Source organism: Mycobacterium kyorinense, assembly GCF_002101735.1.
GTDB lineage: Bacteria > Actinomycetota > Actinomycetes > Mycobacteriales > Mycobacteriaceae > Mycobacterium > Mycobacterium kyorinense.
On the sequence record NZ_LQPE01000143.1, the window covers coordinates 57,577 to 83,326 of the forward strand.

25 protein-coding genes and 2 pseudogenes are annotated in these 25,750 nt (G+C 69.2%); 18 read left to right on the forward strand and 9 right to left on the reverse strand.

Annotation, left to right across the window (positions count from 1 at the left end; translation table 11 throughout):
- Positions 1-41 precede the first annotated feature (41 nt).
- Positions 42-425 carry a hypothetical protein gene (locus tag AWC14_RS18775; protein ID WP_045375780.1) on the forward strand — a complete coding sequence of 128 codons (384 nt, stop codon included), beginning with the start codon at positions 42-44 and terminating at the stop codon, positions 423-425.
- Between the two features lie 7 nt (positions 426-432).
- On the opposite strand, the gene AWC14_RS18780 is transcribed toward AWC14_RS18775, so the two are convergent.
- On the reverse strand, positions 433-1,125 hold the full coding sequence (locus tag AWC14_RS18780) for a M24 family metallopeptidase (RefSeq protein WP_057003135.1): 693 nt from the start codon (positions 1,123-1,125) through the stop codon (positions 433-435).
- 34 nt (positions 1,126-1,159) lie between these two features.
- On the opposite strand from AWC14_RS18780, the pseudogene AWC14_RS18785 reads away from it, so the two are divergent.
- Together AWC14_RS18785 and AWC14_RS18790 are read left to right on the forward strand one after the other, a co-directional pair.
- A pseudogene (locus tag AWC14_RS18785) lies at positions 1,160-1,674 on the forward strand (cupin domain-containing protein).
- Between the two features lie 72 nt (positions 1,675-1,746).
- Complete coding sequence (locus AWC14_RS18790; RefSeq protein WP_045373774.1) at positions 1,747-3,402, forward strand: DEAD/DEAH box helicase; 1,656 nt, start codon at positions 1,747-1,749, stop codon at positions 3,400-3,402.
- On the opposite strand, the gene AWC14_RS18795 is transcribed toward AWC14_RS18790, so the two are convergent.
- Together AWC14_RS18795 and AWC14_RS18800 are read right to left on the reverse strand one after the other, a co-directional pair.
- A complete protein-coding gene (locus tag AWC14_RS18795) occupies positions 3,399-4,790 on the reverse strand; it encodes a PH domain-containing protein (RefSeq protein WP_045373776.1) in 1,392 nt (463 codons plus the stop codon). The genes AWC14_RS18790 and AWC14_RS18795 overlap by 4 nt on opposite strands.
- Complete coding sequence (locus AWC14_RS18800) at positions 4,787-5,299, reverse strand: PH domain-containing protein (RefSeq protein ID WP_142281761.1); 513 nt, start codon at positions 5,297-5,299, stop codon at positions 4,787-4,789. Before AWC14_RS18800 ends, AWC14_RS18795 begins: the two co-directional genes overlap by 4 nt.
- Positions 5,300-5,354: 55 nt before the next feature.
- Between AWC14_RS18800 and AWC14_RS18805 the strand changes: the two genes are divergently transcribed.
- From AWC14_RS18805 to AWC14_RS18825, 5 genes are all read left to right on the forward strand, one after another.
- Positions 5,355-6,278, forward strand: coding sequence for an SDR family NAD(P)-dependent oxidoreductase (locus AWC14_RS18805; protein ID WP_045373780.1), 924 nt, complete (start codon positions 5,355-5,357; stop codon positions 6,276-6,278).
- Positions 6,278-7,483: a molybdopterin molybdotransferase MoeA gene (moeA, locus tag AWC14_RS18810; protein WP_045373783.1), complete on the forward strand. Its 1,206-nt coding sequence runs from the start codon at positions 6,278-6,280 to the stop codon at positions 7,481-7,483. Before AWC14_RS18805 ends, moeA begins: the two co-directional genes overlap by 1 nt.
- An 89-nt stretch (positions 7,484-7,572) precedes the next feature.
- Positions 7,573-8,274 (forward strand): phosphatidylserine decarboxylase, encoded by a 702-nt coding sequence (locus AWC14_RS18815; RefSeq protein ID WP_081967970.1) that lies wholly within the window; start codon positions 7,573-7,575, stop codon positions 8,272-8,274.
- Positions 8,271-9,119, forward strand: coding sequence for a CDP-alcohol phosphatidyltransferase family protein (locus tag AWC14_RS18820; protein WP_045373786.1), 849 nt, complete (start codon positions 8,271-8,273; stop codon positions 9,117-9,119). The genes AWC14_RS18815 and AWC14_RS18820 overlap by 4 nt, the downstream gene beginning before the upstream one ends.
- Positions 9,120-11,246: an AAA family ATPase gene (locus tag AWC14_RS18825; protein ID WP_057003136.1), complete on the forward strand. Its 2,127-nt coding sequence runs from the start codon at positions 9,120-9,122 to the stop codon at positions 11,244-11,246. It begins immediately after the preceding gene.
- Here the strand turns inward: AWC14_RS18825 and AWC14_RS18830 are convergent.
- Complete coding sequence (locus AWC14_RS18830) at positions 11,228-11,824, reverse strand: TetR/AcrR family transcriptional regulator (protein ID WP_045373789.1); 597 nt, start codon at positions 11,822-11,824, stop codon at positions 11,228-11,230. The two genes, AWC14_RS18825 and AWC14_RS18830, sit on opposite strands and share 19 nt — an antisense overlap.
- A gap of 21 nt (positions 11,825-11,845) precedes the next feature.
- On the opposite strand from AWC14_RS18830, the gene AWC14_RS18835 reads away from it, so the two are divergent.
- The 10 genes and pseudogenes from AWC14_RS18835 (at position 11,846) to AWC14_RS18880 (ending at position 22,377) form a co-directional block, all read left to right on the forward strand.
- Positions 11,846-12,571 (forward strand): DUF2867 domain-containing protein, encoded by a 726-nt coding sequence (locus AWC14_RS18835; protein WP_045373791.1) that lies wholly within the window; start codon positions 11,846-11,848, stop codon positions 12,569-12,571.
- 185 nt (positions 12,572-12,756) lie between these two features.
- Positions 12,757-15,594, forward strand: coding sequence for a Na+/H+ antiporter subunit A (locus AWC14_RS18840; protein WP_045373794.1), 2,838 nt, complete (start codon positions 12,757-12,759; stop codon positions 15,592-15,594).
- Entirely contained in the window at positions 15,591-16,052 is a 462-nt protein-coding gene (locus AWC14_RS18845; protein WP_045373797.1) for a Na(+)/H(+) antiporter subunit C, read from the forward strand. The genes AWC14_RS18840 and AWC14_RS18845 overlap by 4 nt, the downstream gene beginning before the upstream one ends.
- Complete coding sequence (locus AWC14_RS18850) at positions 16,049-17,632, forward strand: Na+/H+ antiporter subunit D (RefSeq protein WP_045373800.1); 1,584 nt, start codon at positions 16,049-16,051, stop codon at positions 17,630-17,632. Before AWC14_RS18845 ends, AWC14_RS18850 begins: the two co-directional genes overlap by 4 nt.
- On the forward strand, positions 17,629-18,156 hold the full coding sequence (locus AWC14_RS18855) for a Na+/H+ antiporter subunit E (protein ID WP_045373803.1): 528 nt from the start codon (positions 17,629-17,631) through the stop codon (positions 18,154-18,156). Before AWC14_RS18850 ends, AWC14_RS18855 begins: the two co-directional genes overlap by 4 nt.
- Positions 18,153-18,416 carry a monovalent cation/H+ antiporter complex subunit F gene (locus AWC14_RS18860; protein ID WP_045373806.1) on the forward strand — a complete coding sequence of 88 codons (264 nt, stop codon included), beginning with the start codon at positions 18,153-18,155 and terminating at the stop codon, positions 18,414-18,416. Before AWC14_RS18855 ends, AWC14_RS18860 begins: the two co-directional genes overlap by 4 nt.
- On the forward strand, positions 18,413-18,751 hold the full coding sequence (locus AWC14_RS18865) for a monovalent cation/H(+) antiporter subunit G (RefSeq protein ID WP_045373809.1): 339 nt from the start codon (positions 18,413-18,415) through the stop codon (positions 18,749-18,751). The genes AWC14_RS18860 and AWC14_RS18865 overlap by 4 nt, the downstream gene beginning before the upstream one ends.
- The gene (locus AWC14_RS18870) at positions 18,735-19,622 is read left to right on the forward strand and encodes an SAM-dependent methyltransferase (protein WP_045373812.1); all 888 of its coding nucleotides are present in this window, start codon (positions 18,735-18,737) and stop codon (positions 19,620-19,622) included. The genes AWC14_RS18865 and AWC14_RS18870 overlap by 17 nt, the downstream gene beginning before the upstream one ends.
- A 54-nt stretch (positions 19,623-19,676) precedes the next feature.
- Positions 19,677-20,906 (forward strand): MFS transporter, encoded by a 1,230-nt coding sequence (locus AWC14_RS18875; protein WP_057003137.1) that lies wholly within the window; start codon positions 19,677-19,679, stop codon positions 20,904-20,906.
- A 102-nt stretch (positions 20,907-21,008) separates the two neighbouring features.
- Positions 21,009-22,377, forward strand: a pseudogene (locus tag AWC14_RS18880) (HNH endonuclease signature motif containing protein).
- Positions 22,378-22,387: 10 nt separating this feature from the next.
- Here the strand turns inward: AWC14_RS18880 and AWC14_RS18885 are convergent.
- The 5 genes from AWC14_RS18885 to napA form a co-directional block, all read right to left on the reverse strand.
- On the reverse strand, positions 22,388-23,002 hold the full coding sequence (locus AWC14_RS18885) for an LON peptidase substrate-binding domain-containing protein (RefSeq protein WP_045374094.1): 615 nt from the start codon (positions 23,000-23,002) through the stop codon (positions 22,388-22,390).
- 23 nt (positions 23,003-23,025) lie between these two features.
- A complete protein-coding gene (locus tag AWC14_RS18890; protein WP_081967971.1) occupies positions 23,026-24,177 on the reverse strand; it encodes a glutamate--cysteine ligase in 1,152 nt (383 codons plus the stop codon).
- Entirely contained in the window at positions 24,158-24,811 is a 654-nt protein-coding gene (gene sodC / locus AWC14_RS18895; RefSeq protein WP_162267180.1) for a superoxide dismutase[Cu-Zn], read from the reverse strand. Before sodC ends, AWC14_RS18890 begins: the two co-directional genes overlap by 20 nt.
- A gap of 57 nt (positions 24,812-24,868) precedes the next feature.
- Positions 24,869-25,333, reverse strand: a complete 465-nt coding sequence (locus tag AWC14_RS18900) for a LytR C-terminal domain-containing protein (protein WP_045373822.1) — start codon at positions 25,331-25,333, stop codon at positions 24,869-24,871.
- A 64-nt stretch (positions 25,334-25,397) separates the two neighbouring features.
- Positions 25,398-25,706: a nucleoid-associated protein NapA gene (gene napA / locus AWC14_RS18905; RefSeq protein ID WP_045373824.1), complete on the reverse strand. Its 309-nt coding sequence runs from the start codon at positions 25,704-25,706 to the stop codon at positions 25,398-25,400.
- Positions 25,707-25,750 lie beyond the last annotated feature (44 nt).

The following is a 25,750-nucleotide window of genomic DNA, read 5'->3' on the forward strand; positions in this document are numbered from 1 at the left end:
TCGCCTGACGGTCGGCCACATGCGGTGCTCTAATTCACGTCATGGTTAGTAAATCGGGCGGCCTGGCCGCCGCCGTGGCGCTGAGTGGAGGGCTGCTGCTGGCGGCCCCCGGGACGGCGTCGGCGTCGGTGCCGATCGTGTTCGAGTTGACCGGCACCTTCACCGAAGGGGTGCAGGTGTCCTACACCGGAGCCAACGACGTGCCCCAGGTGGACAATGTGGGCCTGCCGTGGTCGACGGCATTCGACTACGACGGCAACTCCCGGTTGCTGACTTTCAGCGGCATACATTCCGGTCCCGAACCGGGAACGGTGACCTGTCGGGTGTCCGTGGGTGGGCGACAAGTCGTCACGCAGACCAATAACGCCCCGCGCAGCGTTGGGACCGGAGCCGTGTGCCACTACGTCAACCCCGGCGCCCGCTGATCTTGCCTCACGGCAGGTCGAGCAGCTGCTCGTAAAAGCCGCCGAAGCGGCGGGCCGGGTCGATCAAGTGGATCTCCAGAATCCAATGGCAGGTGCGGCCGTTGGAGTCCTCGCGCCGCATCGGCTTGGCCGATCCGGGCGTGATGTACCACTCGACTCCATTCCCCACGATCTTTCGGTGCGGGAACTCCCCGAGCAGATGGCCGGCTATTGGACTGCCGAACTCGAATCCGTCGGCGTAAGCCAGCCCGACGACGTGGTCGAACAACTCGGCGCCGGTGATGTCGGGATGGCTGTCGAAATAATCGCGTCCGCCCTGCCACACCCGCGGCAGGGCATCCCGGAGGGCCAACTTGAAGGGGTCGTCGCCCAGGACGAACGTGCGGCCGAAGTCGGCTTCCCACTCCTCGAAGACCGGGCCCAGATCCAAGAACACGATGTCGCCGTCTGCTATCACCCGGTCCGGCGGGTGCTCCCGGAATGGCTGGAGGGTGTTCTCGCCCGACCGCACAATACGTCGATGCCAGTGCCGGGCAACGCCGAGCATGTCGGCGGCCAGGTCGCGGATCTCGTTGGACAACTCCTGCTCGCCGACACCCGCGCGGACCATGCCGCGGCGCTCGATCTCGTCGAAGAGCTGCACCGCTTTGTCTTGGGCGTCGAGAAGCCGTTGTACGCGCACACTTTCGTCGACCACCACCGCGCCAATGCTACGGGCGTGGCAGGCTGAGCCAATGTCGCTCGTCGTACCGCCCTATCCAGAACCCCGTTACCTCGACGACCAACCGCAAGTCAGCGCGTGGCTCAAGCGGGCTCCTGAAAATGGAGGGGCGCCGCCCGATTACGAAACGTTCGGCGTCAAGTACCACTACTTGGCCAACCAGCAGGCCACCGACGGCGACTACGGCCTGTACCGGGTCGACATCAGCCCGGAAGGCGGCGGGCCCGGCCCGCACTACCACCGGGCGATGGCTCGCCTTGTTTTCAGGCCGTCTTCGTGCTGTCGGGGACCATGAAGCTCTACGACGGCCGCGATTGGCTCGACGGCCATCAAGGCGACTTCCTCTATGTTCCGCCGGGCGGGATCCACGGCTTTCGCAACGAGGCCGACACGCCCGCGTCGATCTTGATGTTGTTCGCTCCGGGCGCGCCGCGGGAGGCCTACTTCGAGGGTTTTGCGGCGTTGGCCGACATGACCGACGACGAACGTCGGGAATGGTTCATTCGCCACGACAACTTCTTCGTCTAAGCGGCTTCCTGCAAAGATGCGCCGACCGATGTCCTTGCGCTACAGTGCATCTCGTTAGATAGGAGGCCTCGGGTGCGGGCAACTGATGCGCCCGACACCCGAGTATTGCGGGGCTGGCAGCGGCGAGCCCTGGTGCGGTACCTGACCGCCAAGCCGCGCGATTTCCTGCTGGTCGCAACCCCGGGTGCGGGTAAGACGGCGTTTGCTCTGCGCATCGCCGCGGAGCTTTTGGCCGACCGCGCCGTGGAAGCCATCACCGTGGTGGTGCCCACCGAACACCTGAAAAACCAGTGGGCCGCGGCGGCCGCCGCCGACGGCATCGCGCTGGACCCGAAGTTCCGCAACACCGCCGCGCAGACTTCCGCCGAGTACGACGGCATCGTCGTCACCTACGCACAGGTGGCCAGCCACCCGACCCGGCATCGGGTGCGCACCGAGGGCAGACGGACCCTGGTCATCTTCGACGAGATCCACCACGGCGGCGACGCCAGGAGTTGGGGCGAGGCGATCCTGGAGGCCTTCGGCGACGCCACCCGCCGGCTCGCCCTGACCGGCACACCGTTTCGCAGCGACGACGCCGCCATCCCGTTCGTGCGGTACGAACCCGGCGGCGACGGGCTGCTCCGCTCACAGGCCGACCACACCTACGGCTACACCGAGGCACTGGCCGACGGGGTGGTGCGCCCGGTGGTGTTTTTGGCCTACTCGGGCGAGGCGCGCTGGCGTGACAGCGCCGGCGAGGAATACGCCGCCCGGCTCGGCGAACCCCTGAGCGCCGAGCACACCGCCCGGGCGTGGCGCACCGCACTGGATCCGGCCGGCGAATGGATGCCGGCGGTGATCTCGGCGGCCGACACCCGGTTGCGCCAGCTGCGCGACGGCGGCATGCCCGACGCCGGCGGCATGGTGATCGCCTCGGACCAGAAGGCCGCGCGGGCGTATGCCGTTCTGCTGGAGCGGATCACCGGCGAGGCGCCGACCGTCGTGCTGTCCGACGACCCCGGATCGTCGGAGCGCATCGCGCAGTTCTCCGCGGGCACCAGCCGCTGGTTGGTCGCGGTGCGGATGGTGTCGGAGGGCGTCGACGTGCCGCGCCTGGCGGTCGGTGTCTATGCGACCAGCGCCTCGACGCCGTTGTTCTTCGCGCAGGCCATCGGGCGGTTCGTCCGGTCCCGGCGGCCCGGGGAGACGGCCAGCGTGTTCTTGCCGTCGGTGCCGTCGCTGCTGCTGTTGGCCAGCGAGTTGGAGGCGCAGCGCAACCACGTGCTCGGCAAGCCGCATCGCGAAACCGACGAACTGGTCGCCGCGCAGCGCCGCCACAGCGAACCATCCGAACTCGACAACGGGTTCATGTCGCTGGGCGCCGACGCCGAGCTGGACCAGGTCATCTTCGACGGCGCGTCGTTCGGCACCGGCGGCGACGAGGCCGACTATCTCGGCATCCCCGGGCTGTTGGATGCCGAGCAGATGCGAGAACTGTTGCGGCGCAGGCAAGCCGAGCAGCTCGCGGCGGCCGGCGGCAGTGCGCCCGAGCCCGTCACGCGGCATGGGCAGCTGCGCGATTTGCGCCGCGAACTCAACGCGTTGGTGTCGGCGGCGCACCACCGCACGGGCAAGCCGCACGGCTGGATTCACAACGAGCTGCGCCGCATTTGCGGCGGGCCGCCGGTGGCCGCGGCGACCAGCGACCAGTTGCAGGCCCGCATCGCGGCGGTGCGGGAGCTTTAGCGCATCGCCCAGACGCTGTCGGCCACCCACCGCGATGCCGTCGCTGCCACCGCCCACGCCTGCTGCTCGGGCACGTCGATCAGCGGGTAACGCTTCGCGCCCGCGGCGGTGGCGGCTACCAGCGTGGCGACGCCGGCCCGCCGCTGCATCGGCGTCTGCCGCACGGTCCAGCCGATAATGCCCGCGGTGGCAACGCAATCGCGGCGCCGCTCCAGGCAACCGGCCCGCGCAACCAGCCAGTCGGTGTCCACCCGGTGCCCGAGTGCCCGCGCCCGGTCGGCGGCCATCAGTGCGCAGCACACCATCACAGCGGCCCATCCGGCCCACAGCCAGGCCGGCACACCGACCACCACCATCGCCGCGCCCGCCGCAACCGGCGCGCCCAACGCGCGAGTCCATCGCCGCTGCGCCGCCCGGCAGCCGTGCCCACGCAGCGGTCCGGTCACGACGCGCGACGAGCCGACCAGTCCGGTCAGCACCTCCTCGGCCGTCGCAACCGGACACGGCGGCAGCAGCATCGAGGACTCGCCGGCGCCGTGCACACCGGTCATCACCGCGTCCAGGCGGGCGCCGCGAAGCGCGCGCACCAAAAGCGGTTGACGCAGCGACCCGCCGCGCAGCCGGCTGGTGTCGTAGGTGTGCTCGCGGAGCCTCAACAACCCGTGCCGCAACTCCAGGAACCCTTCGCGCCGCAGCAGCACCAGGTTGCCGTAGGTGAGCAATGACCGCATCACCGCCAACACCACCGACGCCACCAGCACTACCGCTCCGATTGCCGGAACACCGAGCTGCGCAACGGTATTCGACCCGAACCGGCCCAGCGGCGCCGCGAATCCGCTCTGATATACGACACCCACCGCCGCGGCGATCATCACCAACCCGGACAGGCTCAGCGGCGCATACCGCAGCCAGGACGGCTGCCAGCGCGCCAGCACTGTGCCCACCTGGTCAGCGGGCAGTTCGGATTCGGCCAGCAGAATCGCCCGCAACCGCGGCACCTGCGCAACCTCGACGGCGTCGAGCTCGAAAAGGTTGTCGCCAGCGGCTTCTCGTCCGGTACTCACCCGCAGCACGGCCAGCCCCAACAGCCGATGCAACAGCCGCGCATCTGTCTGTACCGAGCGAATCCTGTTGCGCGGCAACGACAAAACCTTGCGTTGCAATACCCCGGCCCGCAGTTGCACCTCGTCCGGCTCGATCCGGTAGCTAGTGGTGAACCAGCGCGCCACCCCGAACAGGGCTGTCACCGCCAGCGCCGCCACCGTCCACCACCGATTGCCGGTGGTGGAACCCAGCACGATTGCGCCGATCAGCAGCGGCAGCTGGCGAAGAAGCTCATGTACCGGATGTACCAACAACATTCGCGGACTCAGCCGCCGCCAGGTCATGTGGCGTCCTCGGCGCCGATCGCCGCGATGTCGGTCAACTGGGCGACGACCTGATCCGCGACCGCCGAGTCCAGCGCCACGATGCGCACGGCTCCCGCCGACGACGCCGTCGTCACCGTGACATTGGCCAGCCCGAACAACCGGTCCAGCGGGCCGCGGTAGGTGTCGACGGTCTGCACCCGCGAAATCGGCGCGATCCGGCGCTCCTGCACCAGCCATCCGGTGCGGGTGTACACCGCCTGCGCGCTGATCTCCCAGCGGTGCACCCGATACCGCCACCACGGCACGACGCCGACGGCCACCGCCGCGCCGAGCACGGTGGCGGCCGCGCACAATCCGTGCACCCACAACAGCCGCTGATCCAGCGAGAACCACAACAGCTGCCCGACGGCCAGCATCAACCACGGGATGGCGCCCTCGACCGCCCACATCAGCGGCGCCCTGCGACTGGGCGGATGAGCGGGATCGGCCATACCCACCACGACCGGGCCGGCCGCGCCGTCGTCCATGGCGTCGAGAATGCCACCCGCCGGCGTCGGGCATCCGTCGGTATCGTTTTCGGCCATGAGTGCAGGAGGCAAATGGTCAGAAGCCGATGTGCCCGACCAGAGCGGCCGCATCGCGATCGTCACCGGCGCCAACACCGGTATCGGCTACCACACGGCCGCGGTGCTTGCCCGGTGCGGCGCGCACGTCGTGCTCGCGGTGCGCAATCCGGAGAAGGGCAACGCTGCGCTGGCCCGCATCGTCGCCGCCCAGCCGCGGGCCGACGTCACGCTGGCCGAACTCGACTTGAGCTCGCTGGACTCGGTGCGCGCCGCCGCCGAGAGGCTGCGGGCGAACTACCCACGCATCGACCTGCTGATCAACAACGCCGGCGTGATGTACACCCCGAAGCAACTGACCGCCGACGGTTTCGAAATGCAGTTCGGCACCAACCATCTCGGCCACTTTGCGCTGACCGGGCTGCTGCTCGACCACCTGCTGGGCGTCCGCGGTTCGCGAGTGGTGACCGTCAGCAGCAACGCCCACCGGTTCCGCGCCTCGATCCACTTCGACGACCTGCAGTGGGAGCGCAGCTACGACCGGATCGCGGCGTACGGGCAGTCCAAACTGGCCAACCTGCTGTTCACCTACGAGCTGCAGCGCCGGCTGGCCGAGCAGCAGAAAAACACCATCGCCGTCGCCGCCCACCCCGGCACGTCGAACACCGAGCTGACCCGCAATCTGCCCACGATCCTCAAGCCGGCCAACGCGCTGCTCGGCCCGCTGCTCTTCCAGAGCGCGGCGATGGGTGCCTTGCCGACTTTGCGCGCCGCCACCGACCCGAACGTCGAAGGCGGCCAGTATTACGGCCCCGACGGTTTCGGTCAGCAGCGCGGCTATCCGAAGCTCGTCGAGTCCAGCGGGCAGTCCCACGACGAGGAGCTGCAGCGCCGGCTGTGGGCGGTGTCCGAAGAACTCACCGGCGTCACCTTCCCGGTCTGATGCGCTCCGTCGAGGAACATCAGCGCGTCGTCGCCGAACTGATCGCGGCCCGGCCGGCTACCACAGCCGCGCTCGCCGACGCCGAAGGGCTGGCGCTGGCCGACGACGTGACCGCGACGGTGTCGCTGCCGGTGTTCGACAACTCCGCGATGGACGGCTATGCGGTGCGGGCCGACGAGGTAGCCGCAGCGTCTGCCGACAGTCCGGTGAAATTGCCGGTGGCCCAAGACATTCCGGCCGGACGCACCGACATTCCCACGCTGGAACCCGGGACTGCGCACCGGATCATGACCGGCGCGCCGATGCCGGCCGGGGCCACGGCCGTCGTGCCGGTCGAGAACACCGACGGGCGCACCGACGTCGTGTCGATCACCGCCCCCACCGCCGACGGGCGCCACATCCGTCGCGCCGGCGAGGACGTCGCCGCCGGCACCACGGTGTTGCGGGCCGGCCAATTGGTCACCCCGGCGGTGGTCGGGTTGGCCGCCGCGCTGGGACTGCCCGAGCTGCCGGTGATCCCGCGACAGCGAGTGCTGGTGATTTCCACCGGAACCGAGTTGGTCTCGCCGGGCACCGCGCTGCTGCCGGGCCAGATCTACGAGTCGAATTCGGTCATGCTGGCCGCCGCCGTCCGCGATGCCGGCGGCGAGGTGGTCGCCGCCCCGGCTGTCGAGGACGAGGTCGCGCAGTTCGTCGCCGTGCTGGACCGCTACGCCGCGGAGTCGGACCTGATCATCACCAGCGGCGGCGTCAGCGCGGGCGCCTACGAGGTTGTCAAGGACGCGTTCGGCCGCGAGGGTGACCAAGGCGTGGAGTTCGTGAAAGTCGCGATGCAGCCGGGGATGCCGCAGGGCACCGGGCGGGTCGCGGGCACGCCGATTGTCACGCTGCCCGGCAATCCGGTCAGCGCGCTGGTGTCCTTCGAGGTGTTCGTCCGGCCCGCGCTGCGCACCGCCATGGGCCTGCCGGTCGCGCATCGGCCACGACGCTCTGCCGTGCTCACCGAGACGTTGACCTCACCGCGCGGCAAACGACAGTTCCGCCGTGGGGTGTTCGACGCCGACGCCGGCACGGTGATGAGCTACGGCCCGCCGGCGTCGCACCATCTGCGGTGGCTGGCGTCGGCGAACTGCCTGCTGGACATCCCCGCGGAGGTGGCGGAGATCGCGGCCGGATCGCAGGTGGAACTCTGGGACCTGCGCTAGCTTTCCGGTCGAGCGTGCGCTTGATGCACGCCACTTGCGATTTCGCGTGCCACAATCCCACGCTCGGCGCGGCTCCGTAGGATGACCGCGTGGCACGACGCCCCTCCGATGGCCTGAGCGGCCCCCAGCGCCTGGTGGCGTTGCTGCGGTCGACGGTTCCGCCCGTGCACCCGGCCGGGCTGCCGTTCATCTCCGCGGGATTGGGGGTGGCAGTGGCCGGCCGCCGCTATCGGTGGCTGCGCCGGACCGGTCTGCTGGCCGCCGGTGCCTGCGCGGGTTTCTTCCGCCACCCGCCCCGGGTGCCGCCGACCCGCCCCGGCGCCGTCGTCGCGCCCGCCGACGGCCTCGTCTGCCTCGTCGAATCCGCCGCTCCGCCCGCCGAACTCGGCCTCCCCGACACCCCCCTGCCGCGGGTCAGCATCTTCCTGTCGCTGCTGGACGCCCATGTCCAGCGGGCTCCGATCGGCGGCGAGGTGCTCGACGTGCAGCACCGGCCGGGCCGCTTCGGTTCGGCCGAGCTGGCGGCGGCCAGCGAACACAACGAACGCACGAGCATGCGGATCCGCACCGACGACGGCGCCGAGATCGTCGTCGTGCAGATCGCCGGACTGCTGGCGCGCCGGATCGTCTGCGACGCCCGCGTCGGCGACAAGCTCTCGATCGGTGACACCTACGGGCTGATCCGGTTCGGGTCGCGCCTGGACACGTATCTGCCCGCCGGGACGGAGGTGTTGGTCAGCGTCGGGCAACGGGCGGTAGCCGGTGAAACGGTGCTGGCCCAGCTGACATGACCACCAAACCCCGCCGATCGGTCAACCTGCGCATCCTGCCCAGCTCGATGAGCGTGCTGGCCATCTGTGCGGGCCTGAGTTCGATCCGGTTCGCGCTGGAGTCCCAGCCGCACGCCGCCATGGCGCTGATCGCCGCGGCCGCCATCCTCGACGGGCTCGACGGCCGGGTGGCCCGCATCCTGGACGCCGAGTCGCGGATGGGCGAGGAGATCGACTCGCTGGCCGACGCCGTGAACTTCGGGGTGGCGCCGGCGGTGGTGGTCTACGTGTCGCTGCTGTCGTCGTTGCCGGCCGGCTGGGTGGCGGTGCTGCTGTATGCGGTCTGTATTGTGTTGCGCCTGGCCAGGTTCAACGCGCTGCTCGACGACGCCACCCTGCCCGCCTACACGCGCGAATTCTTCGTCGGCATGCCCGCGCCGGCCGGCGCGATCGCGGTGCTCGGTCCGCTGGCCGCCAAGCTGCAGTTCGGCGCCGGCTGGTGGAGCTCGCCGTGGTTTGTGTGCGCCTGGGTGGCGGTGTGCTCGATGCTGGTGGTCAGCCGGATCCCGATGAAGAAGATGCACGCGGTGTCGGTGCCGCCGAACTTCGCGGCGCTGCTGCTGGCGGTGCTGGCTATCGTCGCGGCGGCCGCATTCTTGTTCCCCTACATCCTGGTGATGGTCGCCATCGCCGTCTACCTGTGCCACATCCCGTTTTCGGTGCGCAGCCACCGCTGGCTGGCCGAGCATCCCGAGGTATGGGGCGAGCGACCCAAGGAGCGGCGCGCTGTGCGCCGGGCCATCCGGCGGGCCCAGCCGAACCGCCGGTCGATGGCCCGGCTGGGTCTGCGCAAGCCGGGTGGCTGAATGGCCCAGTTGACGTTTACCGCACGGCTGAACACCTCCGCCGTCGACTCACGCCGCGGCGTCGTGCGCCTGCACCCGGAAGCGATTGCCGCCCTTGGTATTCGAGAGTGGGACGCCGTGTCGCTGACCGGATCGCGGACCACCGCGGCGGTAGCCGGCACCGCCCGCGACACACCGGCCGGCACGATACTGCTCGACGACGTGACGCTGTCGAATGCCGGTCTGCGCGAGGGAAACCCGGTCATCGTGGCAGCGGCGACGGTATGCGGCGCCCGGTCGGTAACGCTGAGCGGCTCGACGATCGCCAGCCAGTCGATCACGCCGGCCACGCTGCGGCAGGCCTTGCTGGGGAAGGTGTTGACGGTCGGCGACGCGGTGTCGCTGCTGCCTCGCGACCTCGGACCGGGTACGTCGACGACCGAAACCACGCGCCAGCTGGCGTCGGCCGTCGGAATCAGCTGGACGTCCGAACTTTTGACCGTCACCGGGGTGGACCCGACGGGGCCGGTCAGCGTGCAGCCCAATTCGCTGGTGAGCTGGGGAACCGGTGTGCCCGCCGCGGTCGAGCCGGTCGCGCCCACCCCGGTCCATGACCTCAAGGGAGTCGATGCTCAGGCCCGCAAACTGGCCGAATGGCTCAAGCTGTCTCTCGACGAGCCGGGCCTGCTGCAAAAGCTCGGCGCCACAACCAATTTGGGTGTTCTGGTGTCCGGGCCGGCCGGCGTCGGGAAAGTGACGCTGGTGCGGGCAGTGTGCGCCGGGCGGCGGCTAGTGGAGTTGGACGGGCCCGGGGTGGGCGCCCTGGCCGCCGACGAGCGGTTGAAAGCCGTTGCCGCGGCGGTGGCCTCGGTGCGTCAGGGCGGTGGGGTGCTGCTGATCGCCGACACCGACGCGCTGCTGCCGGCCGCCGCCGAGCCGGTGGCATCGCTGATCCTGGCCGAACTGCGCACTGCCATAGCGACTCCCGGGGTCGCGTTCATCGCCACCTCGGCGGTGCCGGAAAACCTGGACGCCCGGCTGCGTGCGCCCGACCTGTGCGACCGCGAGCTGGCACTGAGCCTGCCCGACGCCGCCACCCGCGCCGCGCTGCTGGGCTCGCTGCTGCAGCGGGCACCCGCCGACGAGCTCGACTTTGCCGAGATTGCAGGCCGCACACCAGGTTTCGTGGTCGCCGACCTGGCGGCATTGGTACGCGAGGCCGCGTTGCGCGCCGCCGCGCGGGCCAGCGCGGACGGGGGGCCTCCACGGCTGACCCAAGACGACCTGCTTGGCGCGTTGACCGTCATCCGGCCGCTGTCCCGCTCGACGGGCGGCCAACCGATGGTCGGTGACGTCGCCCTCGACGACGTCGGCGACATGGCGGCCACCAAGCAGGCACTCACCGAAGCCGTGCTCTGGCCGCTGCAACACCCCGACACGTTCTCCCGGCTCGGCGTCGACCCGCCACGCGGCGTGCTGCTGTACGGGCCGCCCGGCTGCGGCAAGACGTTTTTGGTGCGGGCCCTGGCCAGCACCGGGCGGCTGAGCGTGCACGCGGTCAAAGGCCCCGAGCTGCTGGACAAATGGGTGGGCGCATCGGAGAAGGCCGTCCGTGAATTGTTCCGCCGGGCAAGGGACTCGGCGCCGTCGCTGGTGTTCCTCGACGAGGTCGACGCGCTGGCGCCCCGGCGCGGGCAGAGCTTCGACTCCGGCGTCACCGACAAGGTCGTCGCGACGCTGTTGACCGAGCTCGACGGCGTCGACCCGCTGCGCGACGTCGTCGTCGTCGGCGCCACCAACCGGCCCGACCTGATCGACCCGGCGCTGCTGCGGCCCGGCCGGCTGGAGAAGCTGGTCTTCGTCGAACCACCCGACGCCGCTGCGCGCCTCGAAATCCTCAGCACCGCAGGCAAATCCATTCCTCTGCACGCCGACGTCGACTTGACCGCGCTGGCCGACGACTTGGACGGCTACAGCGCCGCCGACTGCGCGGCGCTGCTGCGGGAGGCCGCGCTGGCCGCGATGCGGCGCTCCATCGACGCGGCCGACATCACCCCCGACGACATCGCCGCGGCCCGCAAAGCGGTGAGCCCGTCGCTGGATCCCGGGCAGGTAGCGGCGCTGCGCGCCTACGCGGAAGCCCGGTAGGTGGTCAGCAACGCGCGCACTGCCGCGGCGACGTCGTCCTCCAACCAGGCGGGGATCGGGTCGTCGTGAGCATGACGGCGTACGACGGCGTAGGGCAGGTCGGCGACTGCCCTGGCGACGGCGTCGATGCTGCGCGGATCGCTGCTGCCGTATAGCTCGTCGGCCAGGCTGCGGATCCGCTCCTGCAGCGGCGCGTTCATGGCGGCCAGGGTCTGCTCGAACGCCGCATCGGGTTCGCCGTCGAGCAGGTCGCCCGCTCGGATGGTCAACAGCAGCCGCGCATCCTCGGGGAGCTCACGAGTGAAGCCGATGGCCGCGACGGCCATCGCGACGCCGGACTCCAGGGCAGTTTCGGCTGTCGCGGCCATCGCCCGCGCCTGGAAACGTTCGAGCGCGCGCAGCCAGGCGGCGGTCAGGACGCCGTTGCGATTGCCGAACCGGTGATACAGCGTTCCGGCCGGCGCGCCGCTCGCCTTGGCGATCGCGGCGACGCTCGCCGCCCGCGGTCCTTCGGTGAGCACCAGCGCGCGCGTCGCGTCGAGGATCACATCGGTTTCATGCTTCCGCGGAGGCGCCATGATCTAGTACAGTCCTTCTATATGGAACAATTGCCCTATATCGACGAGCATGCCAGATCGATCGACGCATCCGCCGCAGACACGTGGTCTGCGCTGCTGCGGGTGATGTGCCGCGATCCGAACGATCCCTCGACGGTCCCGGTGGGCTTCGTGCTCGCCGAGGCGATGGCGCCGAGGCGGCTGGCGTTGAAAGGCCGCCACCCGTTCGCCGTCTACCGCTGGATATTCGAATTGGACGTCGAGGGCCCACAGCGCACGCGTGTGCGCTCGCAGACGTGGGCGGCGTTCCCCGGGCTGCACGGCAAGATCTACCGTGCCCTGGTCATCGGCAGCGGTGCGCATCGCGTGGTGGTGCGATGGACGCTCAAACGCATTGCGGCAGCGGCTAACACCGACGTCGACTACACGGACACGTTCGAAACGCCGATCCGTGATGCACTCGTGGAAGCGCCGGGTGCGGTGCGATGGATTCACCGCCACGTACTGAGGTTCGACGGCTGGACGGTGGTCCGCTCGGAACCCGACGAGCTCGTGCTCGCGGCGGACGGGCCGCTGATGCGGGCCACACTGACTCTGCAGCGCCACGACGGGCACGCTGCACTCACGACCCGCCTGCACTATCGCCGTAAGCTTGCCGCCCGAATGGTGTGGGCGGTGGTCGGCCCGGTGCATCGAGTTGTTGCGCCGCGGCTGTTGGCCTCCGCGACTGTGCGATTTGATACGCAGCCCTCGGCGCGTCGCGGATAAAACCGCACACTCGGCGCCCGTGGCTGTGGGCCAATCCATACATCCGCGAAACATGTTGCGCGACAATGACTCCCACGCACATGCAGCACGTCCGTAGATTCCGTCGCAGCATGCAGCGCCCAACCAACCGGTAGACTGCCTGGCGAAATAGCCCTATCAGGCTGACACCCCGACACCGGAGTGCCATGCTCGCCATCCTGTTTGCCCATGCGGTCGCTGCTGCGCTGGCGCCGCTGCTGGTGCGCAAATGGGACCGGCTGGCGTTCTACCCGCTCGCGCTGGTGCCGCTCGGGTCGCTGGGTTGGGTGGTACTGCACTGGCCAAGCCGCGCAGACCAGAAGCAGAGCATCACCTGGGTGCCCGAGCTGTCGATGAACATCGCGCTGCGCTTCGACCCGCTGGCCGCGATCATGAGCGTGCTGGTGCTGGGCATCGGCGCGCTGGTGCTGTTCTATTGCGCCGACTACTTCCACCACCGCGACGGGCACACCGAAAACCGGCTGCCCAGCTTCGCCGCCGAACTCGTCGCGTTCTCCGGAACCATGTTCGGCCTCGTGATCGCCGACAACATGCTGGTGCTCTATGTGTTCTGGGAGCTGACCACCGTGTTGTCGTTCCTGCTGATCGGCCACTACGCCGAGCGGCTGCTCAGCCGCCGCGCCGCCACCCAGGCGTTGCTGGTGACCACCGCCGGCGGGCTGGCGATGCTTGCCGGGATCGTCATCCTCGGCCACGCCGCCGGCAGTTACCAGCTCTCCGACGTGCTGGCCGATCCCCCGGGGGGCACCGCCGTCGCCGTCGCGGTGCTGCTGATGCTGGTCGGCGGGCTCAGCAAGTCGGCGATCGTGCCGCTGCACTTCTGGTTGCCGGGCGCGATGGGCGCCCCGACGCCGGTCAGCGCCTACCTGCATGCCGCCGCCATGGTCAAGGCCGGCGTCTACCTGATCGCGCGGATGGCGCCGGGCTTCGCCGACTCGCCCGGCTGGCGCCCCACCGTCGTGATCCTCGGGGTGACCACGATGCTGCTGGCCGGCTGGCGGGCGGTCCGCGAATACGACCTCAAGCTGATCCTGGCGTTCGGCACCGTCAGCCAGCTCGGCTTGATCACCGTGCTGGTCGGGGCCGGCGGCCGCGACCTGATGCTGGCCGGCCTGGCGGTGCTGTGTGCGCACGCGGTGTTCAAGGCCGCGCTGTTCATGGTCGTCGGCATCGTCGACCACGCCACCGGCACCCGGGATGTGCGCCGGCTGGCCTGGCTGGGGCAGCGCTGCCCGTCGCTGCTGGTGATTGCCGCCGCGGCGACGGCCAGCATGGCCGCGCTGCCGCCGTTCCTGGGTTTCGTCGCCAAGGAGGCCGCGTTTGCGACGCTTGCGCACACGCCATACGTGCTGGGCGTGATCGCCGCCGGCTCGGTGTTCACGATGATCTACAGCGTCCGGTTCCTGTGGGGCGCGTTCGCCCGCAAAGGCCGTCGCGAACCGAGCGCCCCGGTCGCCGGCATGCACCCGCCCACCGCGACCTTCCTGGCCGCACCGGCGATCCTGGCCGCCGCCGGCCTCGCTTTGGGCCTGACGCCGGCACCGCTCGGCCACGCCCTGGCGGGCTACAGCGGCGGGGACTACCACCTGGCGCTGTGGCACGGCGTCGGCCTGCCGCTGGCGTTGTCGGCGGGGGTCGCGACGCTGGGCGCCGCCGCGTTCTTCGCGCGGGCCCGGCTGCGTCGCGCCCGGATCGGCTGGATGCCGCTGGGCAACGCCGACCGCGCCTACGACGCCGTCGTCCGCGGCCTCGACGTGATCTCGGTGCGGTTGACCGGTGAAACGCAGCGCGGCTCCATCCCGGCCACCCAGTCGGTGATCCTGTCGACGCTGGTGCTGGTCCCGACGGCGGCGCTGCTGTTCGGCGCCCGGGACCGGCCGCGGTTCGCGCTGTGGGATTCCGCGCTGCAGCCGGCGCTGGCCGCCCTGCTGGTCGCGGCCGCGCTCGGCGCGACGATGACGCGCAACCGGCTTGCCGCGGTGCTGATGGTCGGGGTCACCGGCTACGCCTGCGGGGCTATCTTCGCCTTCCACGGCGCGCCCGATCTGGCGCTGACCCAGTTCCTGGTGGAGACCGTGACGCTGGTGATCTTCGTGCTGGTGCTGCGCACACTGCCGGCCGAAGTCGATCCGGCCGACATCAGGCGCCACCGGCTGCCCCGCGCCGCGCTGGCGCTGGCCGTCGGCGCCGCCGTCACCGTGCTGGCGATGTTCGCGATCGCCGCCCGGCATGGCACCGCGATCGCGAGCCTGCTGCCCGACGCCGCCTATCTGCGCGGCCACGGCGCCAACACGGTCAATGTGCTGCTGGTCGACATCCGGGCGTGGGACACCCTCGGCGAGATCTCGGTGTTGCTGGTGGCGGCGACGGGCGTTGCGTCGCTGGTGTTTCGGCACCGCCGGTTCGGGGCGGCGCCGCGGATGCCGCGCCCTGGGCAGCCGGACATCGGCAACATTCCCGTCACGCCCTACAGCCCGGCGATCGGCGACACCACCTGGCTGCGCGGCAGCGAATACCGTGACCCCCGCTACCGCTCGCTGGTGATGGAGGTGACCACGCGGATCATCTTCCCGCTGATCATGGTGGTGTCGGTGTACTTCTTCTTCACCGGCCACAACACTCCCGGCGGCGGGTTCGCCGGCGGGCTGACCGCCGGGCTGGCGCTGGTGTTGCGCTATTTGGCCGGCGGCCCTTACGAACTCGGTGAGACACTGCCGCTGGACGCCGGCAAGATCCTGGGCGTCGGGCTGGGCCTGGCCGCGGGCACCGCGGCGACCTCGCTGCTGCTCGGGGCGCCGGCGCTGTCGTCGGCCGTGCTGGCCGTCGACCTGCCGGTGCTGGGCCACGTCACGTTCGTCACCGCATTGGTCTTCGACCTCGGTGTCTATTTGATCGTGGTCGGTTTGGTGCTCGACGTGCTGCGCAGCCTCGGCGTGCGCGTCGGCGAGGACCAGGCCGCGGCTCGCGAGGCGGCCCTCACATGATCGTCTACCTGATTCCGCTGCTCGCGATCGGCGCGCTGGTCAGCTGCGGCGTGTACCTACTGCTTGAACGCACCCTGACCCGAATGCTGTTGGGGCTGTTGCTGATTGGCAATGCGGTCAATCTGCTGATCGTCGCCGTCAGCGGTCCGCCGGGCAATCCGCCGGTTCGCGGTGCCGGCACCAGCGGCAAACCCACGGCCGACCCGCTGGCGCAGGCCATGGTGTTGACCGCGATCGTGATCACGATGGGCGTCGCGGCGTTCGTGCTGGCGCTGGCCTACCGCTCGTACCGGCTGACCGCCGCCGAAGCCGTCGCCAAGGACGCCGAGGACACTCGCGTCGCGCAGCTGTCGACCGAGGAGGCCGCCGACGTCGACGCCGACCCCGAGGAGCCGTACCCCGACACCGACGAACCCGACGAGCTCGACGCGCTGCCCGGCCATCGGGGGTCGCGATGAGCCTTGCCGCGACGCTGATCCCGCTGCCGGTGCTGGTGCCCATGCTCGGCGCCGCGGCCACCCTGGTCGCCGGCCGGCGACCGCGGCTGCAGCGCCTGATCACCTGGGCGGCGCTGGCGACGATCGTGCTGGTCGGCATCGCGTTGCTGTTCCTGACCGACCGCGACGGCACCCTGGCCCTGCACGTCGGCGGTTGGGGCCCAACGCCTTTGGGGCCGCTGGGCATCACACTGGTGGTCGACCGGCTCTCCGCGCTGATGCTGGTGGTGTCGTCGGTCGTGTTGTTGACCGTGGTGGTGTACGCGATCGGTCAGGGTATCCGCGACGGCGACGACCGCCAGCCGGTGTCGATCTTCCTGCCGACTTATCTCGCCCTGGCCGCCGGGGTGTGCATGGCGTTTCTGGCCGGCGACCTGTTCAACCTGTTCGTCGGGTTCGAGGTACTGCTGTCGGCCAGTTTCGTGTTGTTGACGATCGGCGGCAGCCCTGCCCGCGTGCGCGCCGGCATCGGCTACGTGATGGTGTCGCTGCTGTCGTCGCTGATCTTTTTGTTCGGTATCGCGTTGGTCTACGCCGCGACGGGCACCTTGAACATGGCCGAGCTGGCCGTGCGCATCGGCACCGTCAGCCCGGGCGTCCGCAGCGCGATGTTCGCGGTGCTGCTGGTCGCGTTCGGCATCAAGGCCGCGGTGTTCCCGTTGTCGGCGTGGCTGCCCGACTCCTACCCCACCGCGCCCGCGCCCGTCACCGCGGTGTTCGCCGGCATCCTGACAAAGGTCGGCATCTACGCGATCATCCGGGCGCATTCGCTGCTGTTCCCCGACGCCGGGCTGAATCACCTGCTGCTGGTGGCCGCGCTGCTGACCATGCTGATCGGCATCCTCGGCGCCATCGCGCAAAGCGACATCAAGCGGCTGCTGTCCTTCACGCTGGTCAGCCACATCGGCTACATGGTGTTCGGGGTGGCGCTGTCCACTCAGGCCGGCATGGCCGGGGCCATCTACTACGTGGCGCACCACATCGTCGTGCAGACCACGCTGTTTTTGGCGACGGGTCTGATCGAACGGCAGGGCGGCGCGTCGAGCCTGCAGCGGCTCGGTGGGCTGGCGGCAAACCCGTTGCTGGCGTTCGTGTTTCTGCTGCCCGCGCTGAATCTCGGTGGGATTCCGCCATTTTCGGGGTTCATCGGCAAGGTGGCGCTGCTTCGGGCGGGCACGGCCGACGGGTCGGTGCTGGCCTGGCTGCTGGTGGCCGGCGGAATCGTGACAAGCCTGCTGACGCTGTATGTGGTTGCGCGGGTGTGGTCCAAGGCGTTTTGGCGGCCCCGCGTCGACGCGCCCGACGGGGACCTGGTGGCGGCCCGGACGGCGGCGCTGCTGGAGGAAGTCGAGGATGTTGCGTTCGACGACCGCGACGACGTCGGCCACATGCCGATCGGAATGGTCGCGCCGACACTGGCGCTCATCGCCGTCGGGCTGGGTTTGACGGTGTTGGCCGGGCCGATCTTCGCCTACAGTGACCGAGCCGCTGCCGAGGTGCTCGACCGCGGCAACTACATCTCGGCGGTGTTGTCCAAATGAGGGCCACGCTGCTGCGGATCGCCATTCTGATTGCACTGACCGGCGTGTGGGTGTTGTTGTGGGGCAACTACTCTGCGGCCAACGCGGTCAGCGGGATGGCGGTCGCGCTCACGATCACGCTGCTGCTGCCGATGCCGCCGGTGCCGGTCCAGGGCCGGGTGCATCCGCTGTCGGTGCTGCGGCTGGTCGTGCGGGTCGCGTGGTATCTGGTGGTGTCCAGCGTCCAGGTCGCCTGGCTGGCGGTCAAACCCGGTCCGCCGCCGCCGTCGGGGGTGCTGCGGGCGCAGGTGTCGATCAAGTCCGATCTCGTATTGGTCTTCGCGGTCAACATCTTGACGATGATCCCGGGCTCGATCGTGCTGGAGATCGATCAGCTGCGCCGAGTGTTGTACTGCCACGTGATCGACGTCGGCTCGGCCCGTGCCGTCGACCGCTTCTATCGCCAGGTCGCCGAGGTGGAGCGGCTGGTGGTGGCCGCCTATGAGCGCGACGAGGATTGGCAGCCTGTCGAGGAGGTCGCATGACCGTCTGGTTGATCGCCGGCGTGCTGCTGGGCGCCGCCGCGGCCATCACGATGTTCCGGCTGCTGGCCGGGCCGAGCACGCTGGATCGACTGGTGGCGGTGGACACGCTGATCGCCGTGACGATGTGCGCCATCGGTACTTGGGCCGCAGCCAGTTTGGACAGCACCGTGACCTACAGCCTGGCGGCGCTGGCGCTGATCAGCTTCGTCGGCTCGGTCAGCGTGGCCCGCTTCCGAGTCCCCGACCGGGACCGCCGATGACCCCGCTCGACGTCGTCTCCGGTGCGCTGGTGCTGAGCGGCTCGGTGCTGGCGCTGACCGCCGCGATCGGTGTGGTCCGCTTCGGCGACACCCTCTCGCGGATGCACTCGGCGACCAAGCCGCAGGTGCTGGGTCTGCTGCTGGTGCTGGCGGGCGCCGCGATCCGGCTGCGCGGCAATTACGACGTCGGAATGCTGGTGCTGACCGGTGCGTTCACAGTGATCACCGCCCCGGTGGTCGCACACCGGGTCGGGCAATTGGCGTACCGCGAACAAAACATTCGCGGATCCCTGACGGTCGACGAGATGGATAGTGGCGATGACGAGAACGGATGACGACAGCTGGGACATCACCGAGAGCGTCGGCGCGACGGCGCTAGGCGTGGCACTGGCACGGGCCCGCGAGAACGACTGCGACTGCCCGCTGTTCACCGACCGCTACGCGCAGTGCTTCGTCGACGCCGCCGTCGAGCGAGGCTGGCGCCCACCGACTTCCGGGCCGATGGCAGAGCGGCTGCGGGTCATCGGCGGCTATGCGGCGGCGCGCACCAAGTGGTTCGACGAACAGTTCATCGCCGCCGGCGCCAACGGGATCGAGCAGGCGGTCATCCTGGCCGCCGGTCTGGACGCCCGAGCCTGGCGGCTGCCGTGGGTGCACGGCACCATCGTCTTCGAGATCGACCAGCCCAAGGTGCTGGAGTTCAAGGCCGAAACCCTGGCCGCGCATGGCGCCCGGCCGGCGGCCGACTATCGCGCCGTCCCCGTCGATCTACGGCAGGATTGGCCAAAGGCTTTGCGCGATACCGGCTTTGACACCTCCGCGCCAACAGTGTGGTCAGCCGAAGGCCTGATGCCCTACTTGCCGCCGGCCGGCCAGGACCTGCTGTTCGAGCGGATCGCGAAGCTCAGCGCACCGGGCAGTCGGGTGGCGGTCGAGGCGTTCAGCCCGCGATTCTTCGAGCCCGAGTACTTAGAAGCCCGCGCCCAGCAGTGGCGCCGCATGCGGGAGAGCGGCGAGCAGACCCCCGAAAAACTCTGGTACGTCGAAGAACGCACCGACCTCGAACAGTGGCTGACCGAACGCGGCTGGGAGGTCACCGTGATCGAGGCGCTGGATCTGATGCGGCGCTATGGACGATCACCGGCCGCCGGCGCCGAAGCGACCATCCCCCGCAGCGTGTTCATCGAAGGCCGGCTACCGAGCTAGACACGCCCGAAAATTCGGGTGCGTGGCGGGGCGGCCGCCGGGTACGTTCGGCTGATGCTCACCGTGCCACAACGGCTTACGGGAGCACGGCGGTTGTTCATCGTGTCGACGACGGTCGCGATGGTCAACCACGGCCTGTGGGTCCCGTTGGTCTTCCTGTTCTTCACGCTCGGCCGCGGCCTGCCGCTCACCGGGGCCGGAGTTGCCGCGACTGTGGGCAATACCGGCGCGCTGTTCGTCGGGGCCGTCGTGTCCGGGCGGGTTCTGGACCGGCTGGGGCCGTTCCGGGCGATGACGCTGTCGGGTGTTCTGGCCGCCGGTGCCTTCTTGGGCTTCCTGGTCACCACTACCCTCGTGGCGGCCGCACTGTTCTGCTTCGCCGCCTCCATGGCCGCCAACATGTTCTTCACCAGCGACCCCGAGGCGGTTCGTCGGCTGACGGCCGAGGGGCACGACCGCACCCAGATGTTCGCGGCGCTGACCTCGGTGCGAGTACTGGGCTTCGGCATCGGTGCGCTGGGCGCGACGTTGGGTTTGGTTCTCGACGGCGGGTCCGGTCGGTTCTGGTCGGTCCTTGTCGGGCTGATCGCCGCGGGCGAGGCGCTGACCGCGATGCTGTATTGGCGGTTGCGCTGGGTCGACGACGACGCCGGTCCCGACGAGCCGCAAGAATGGCAGCCGCCGCGGTACCGCGACGTCGTGCGGCAGGGCGGATTCATGGCGTTCGTTGCGGGCGTCTTCGTCATTGCGCTGACCACGATCGGGATGGACACCGCGCTGCCGCTGTTCATGCTGTCGGTGGGGCTGCCGAAGTGGTCGACGACGGTGGCGTACGTGGCCATCTGCGTGGCGGTGGCGGCGTCGGCGCGGCTGGTGTCGTGGATCGGCCGGCGAGTGGCACACCTGCGGATCCTGTCGTGGTCCACGGCGTTATGTGCGCTCAGTTTCTTGGTCGTGGACAGTCTGGTCGCGGTCCAAAACGCCGGGGCCGCAGCGTTGTTCGCGGTGCTGGCCGTCGGGCTGATCCTGTTCAGCGTGTCCGATGCGGCCTGTAACACTCTCGGCGCCAACATCATGCTGACGTTTGCGCCGGAGGAGTCGTCCGGGCGACACGGCTCGCTGCTGCAGACGGCGTGGGCGGCCGCTACCGCCGTCGCGCCCGGCATGTACGCCGCGCTGTTCAGCGCCGGCCGGATCCTGCCGTGGCTGGTCAGTTCGGCGTTGTTGGCCGTCGCCGCAACGGTATTCGGCGCGGTGCACCGGGCCCCCGGGCGGGCGGCTTAGTCGGGGCGGCGGCCTGTCGCCAGGTTGTGCACAGTTCGGCGTTTATCCACAGCGGGGCTTGTCGCGGGTATCAATGTCAGACCGCGCCGATATGATTCGAACATGCGTTCGGATAGCCGGGAGGAGATCGTCGAGGCCTTCGACGCGCTCAAGGCTGCCATGAAGTGTGCTCTGGATCTGTCGTTCGATGTGTTGACCACCCCGGAGCGGCTGGCGCTACTGGAACGTTGCGAGACGGTCCGCCGCCGCCTGCCCGCCGTCGAGCATCCGCTGATCAACCAGCTCGCCGAACAGGCCGGCGAAACCGAGTTGGGCGGCACGCTGCGCTTTGCGCTGGCCGGTCGGCTGCGCATCACCCCGGCCGAGGCCAGCCGACGCATCCACGACGCCGAAAACCTCGGGCCACGCCGCGCGATCACCGGCGAACCACTCGAGCCACGGTTGCCCGCCACCGCCGCCGCCCAACGCGCCGGCGAACTCGGCACCCCCCATGTGGCGGTGATCCGCAGCTTCATGCACCGGCTGCCCGACGCCGTGGACGCCGAAACCGCCGAGCACGCCGAAGCCCACCTGGCCGAACTGGCCGGGCAGCATCGTCCCGACGACCTATCCAAGCTGGCCGACAAGCTGATGCACTGCCTGCACCCCGACGGCGACTTCACCGACAACGACCGAGCCCGCCGGCGCAGCCTCATCCTTGGCAAGCAAGGCCCCGACGGCATGAGCGCCATCAGCGGCTATCTGACCCCCCAAGCCCGCGCCACCCTCGATGCCGTGCTGGCCAAACTGGCCGCCCCCGGCATGTGCAACCCCGACGACCTCACCCCCTGCCTGAGCGGCACCCCGGCCCAACAAGCCATCGACAACGACACCCGCTCGGCCGGCCAGCGCAACCACGACGCCCTGATCGCCGCCGGGCGCGCACTGTTGGCCTCCGGTGAGTTGGGTCAACACAACGGGTTACCGGCGTCGATCATCGTCACCGCCAACCTCGCCGACCTGGAAGCCCAATGCGGCACAGCGCTCACCGCCGGCGGCAGGCACCCTGCTACCGATGAGCGACGTCATCCGCATGGCAAGCCACGCCCATCACTACCTGGCCATCTTCGACAACGGCCACCCGATCGGGCTCTACCACACCAAACGCATTGCCTCACCCGGTCAACGAATAGTGCTACACGCCAAGGACCGCGGCTGCTCGTTTCCCAATTGCGATATGCCCGGCTATCTCACCGAAGTCCACCACGTCACCGCCTGGGCCCAATGTCACCAGACAGACATCGTCGACCTCACCCTGGCCTGCGGTCCGCACCACAAACTCGCCGACCGAGGCTGGACCACCCGCAAGCTCAAAAACGGCGACACCGAATGGATACCACCACCCCACCTCGACCACGGCCAACCCCGCACCAACAAATACCACCACCCCGAAAAACTCCTCCGCGCAGACGCAGACGACGACGCGCCGTAGCGCGGAAAGGTTACTCCGACAACTGGAATTCGATCATGGCTGCCACCGACTCGACGGCCTCACGCAGCGCCGCCAAACGATCGGCCGCCGACGGTGCGGACAACACCGCATAGCGGTCCGCCTGGCCCATCGGCACGCGAGTTGCCAACGCGTACAACCGCTCTCCCGCATCATCGGGCCGCGGACCTAGCAGCATGTCGGGCCCCGGCAACACCACACCGCGGGCGCTCGCGATCCGCTCGAACAGCGCCAGCACCTGGTCCTCGACCTCGCGCAGCTGGTCGATGCCCACCGGATCCCCCGGCTCGTCGGGCCAGAACCGCACAAGAGCCCGCGGGTACGGATCGTCGGGCAGCCATTCGCTCACCCGGATCCGCCCGCGGGTGCGGCAGCGCAGCGCATACCGGCCGGAGCCCACATCGATGCATTCGTCGATCCCGGCGACGGTCCCCACGTCGCAGCGCGCATCGCCGCCGCCGACCTCGCGGCCCCGCGAGATCAGCACCACCCCGAACCGCGGCTCGGGGCTGCGCATGCAGTCCTGCACCAGCGCCGTGTAGCGCGGCTCGAAGATGCGCAGCGGCAGGTCCTCGTTGGGCAGCAGCGCCGACTCCAGCGGAAACATCGGCAGCTCAAAAGTTTCCACGATCAGATGTCCAGTTCGGCAACAAGCGCGTCGACGACAGCGCGCAAATCCCCGTCGTGTTCCTCGGCCACCCGGCGCTGCCGTTGATACGACGCCCCCAGCCGGGGGATATCGGCCACCGCGGCCAGTTCGTCGGCGCAGTGCAGCGACTTGGCCACCGGCTCAAGGCGATTGAGCACGTCCGGCAGATGGTCGGTGACCAGGCGTTCGTTGCTGTCGGCGTCGAGGATGATCACCGCATCCAGGCCGTAGCGGGCGGCCCGCCACTTGTTCTCCTGCACATGCCAGGGCGGCATGGTCGGCAGCGTCTCACCGGCTTCCAGCCGCCGATCCAAATCGACCACCAGGCAATGCGTCAACGCCACCAACGCGGCCAGCTCCCGCAGGTTCGACACCCCGTCGCAGATCCGCACCTCCAGCGTCCCATTGTGCGGCGAAGGCCGGATGTCCCAACGGATTTCGTCGATATCGTCGATGATCCCGGTCTTCTTCTGGTCGTGTACGAACTTCTCGAACTCGGCCCAGGTCTGAAATTGAAATGGCAGCCCCGCGGTGGGCAGCTGCTGGAACATCATCGCCCGGTTGCTCGGATATCCGGTGTCCTCACCGCCCCACCACGGCGACGACGCCGAGAGCGCCAGCAGATGCGGGTAGTAGTCGAGCAGTGACGACATGATCGGCATCACCTTGTGCGCCGAGGACAACCCGACGTGCACGTGCACACCCCAGATCAGCATCTGTCGCCCCCACCACTGGGTGCGCTTGATCAGCTCGGCGTAACGCGGTGCGTCGGTGAGCTTTTGAGCCGACCACTGCGCGAACGGGTGCGCTCCTGCACAGAACAGCTCCATGCCCCGGTCCCGGACGATGGGCCGCGCGGTGCGCAGCGTCTCGCGGAGATCCTCCATCGCCTCGGCGGTGCACTCGCACACCCCGCTGACGATCTCGACGGTGTTGCGCAGCAATTCCTTGTGGACACGCGGGTTTTCGCCGATCTCCCCCATGACCTCGACGGCTTCGTTGCTCAGATCACGGGTCTGCGCGTCGACTAACGCGAATTCCCACTCCACTCCGATCGTCGGCCTTGGCGAGCCGGCGAAATCCACACGCTCGGTTACCCTGTTGCCCTTCGGGCTAACCGGAACCAATGACACCGCACGCCACCCGCTTGCCGGCGTCGCCGGTGGCCATGGTCGTTTGGTCGGGGCCGGGCGCGCCGTTGACTTGGGTGTAGCGGTCCGGCGGAATGTTGGCGAAGTTGTCGGCGCCCTCGTGGATGACGATCGCCGAGCCGTCGCCGGACACCAGGTCCTCCTTGGTGAACGCGTCGGTCGTGGTCACCAGCAGCGCGGCGCCGTCCTTGCGCACCTGCAGCGAGGTCAGGTCACCGCTTTCGGGCTCCCCGGTATGCCCGGGAGCTTGGTAATGGCCACCCGCTGAGAGGAAGTCGCCCGGCGCGCCACCGGTTGGTGCGACGGAATTGGGCTCGCACTTGCCCACCGAATGGATGTGCACGCCATGGAAACCGGGGGACAGCTGGCCCAAGCCGGTGGTCTGGATCGTGACGGTCACATAGCCGTTGTCGAACTCGAACTTCGCGGTGGCGACCTGCACGCCGGTGGGCGACATCAAATGCGTGGTCAGGCTCTCCGGTCGGCCCGGCCCGCCCTTGGGCGGCGTGCTGGCCGGCGGCGGCGTCCCGGTCCAGACCGACGGCGTGGTCCCGGGCGACGTCGCCGGCGGCTGGTTGGGCGAACAGGCGCTCAGTGCGACGGGCGCGGCGAGCATTCCGAGGGCGGTTGCGGCGACGACTTTGCGGCTAAACGGCTTGACCATGGGGTAAGACTAGCCCGCGACCACCACGATGACGCCGGGCGGCTGGTCGGCCACCTCGGGCACCCGCGGTTCGACCGGAGCATCCAGCAACTTGCCCACCGCGTCGGCGGTCTCCCGCTCCCCGGGGGCGTTGCTGAAGTACACGGTGGTGGTCGAGACGTCGGGCAACGACAGGTTGCCGACCTCGGGGACGTCGTAACCCTTGCCCTTGAGCTGGTCGGCGGTGCGCCCGGCGACGCCCTCCTGGCCGGAGATGTTGTAGACCCGCACCTGGGCCTTCGCCGCGGCCGGCGTCGACTTCTTCGGCGGCATTGTGCTCGTCGTCACGGTCGACACCGAATCGTCGTCGTCGGAGTGCCCGCTTGATCCCATGGCCTGGAATCCCACCAGCAAGAAGATGACGCCGAGAAACAGCAGCACCATCACCATGGCCCGCAGGGGTAGACCGGAAGAGTCCGGAACGCGTTCGTTCATTTCAGCCCACTGTATCCAGGACTACGCCCGAACAGCTAAAGGCGCTCGGACCTCGGCGAAAGCCTCAGGTGACCTCGAAGCCGAGCCGCCGCGCGGCCCGCGCCTTTTGCCGGCTGGCGCGCAGCCGCCGCAGCCGCTTCACCAGCATCGGATCGGCAGCCAGCGCCTCGGGACGATCGACCAGCGCATTGAGCACCTGGTAATACCGCGTCGCCGACATCGAGAACAACTCTTTGATGGCTTCTTCTTTTGCACCGGCGTATTTCCACCATTGGCGTTCGAACGCCAAAATGTCGTGTTCGCGGCGGGTCAGCCCATCAACGATTTCAGAGTCGTCCCCCGATCGATTAGCCCGCGCCTCAGCGCTGTCCATATCGCTCCTCTGAGCCTTCCCAAGACCCTTCGAATCTCGAATGC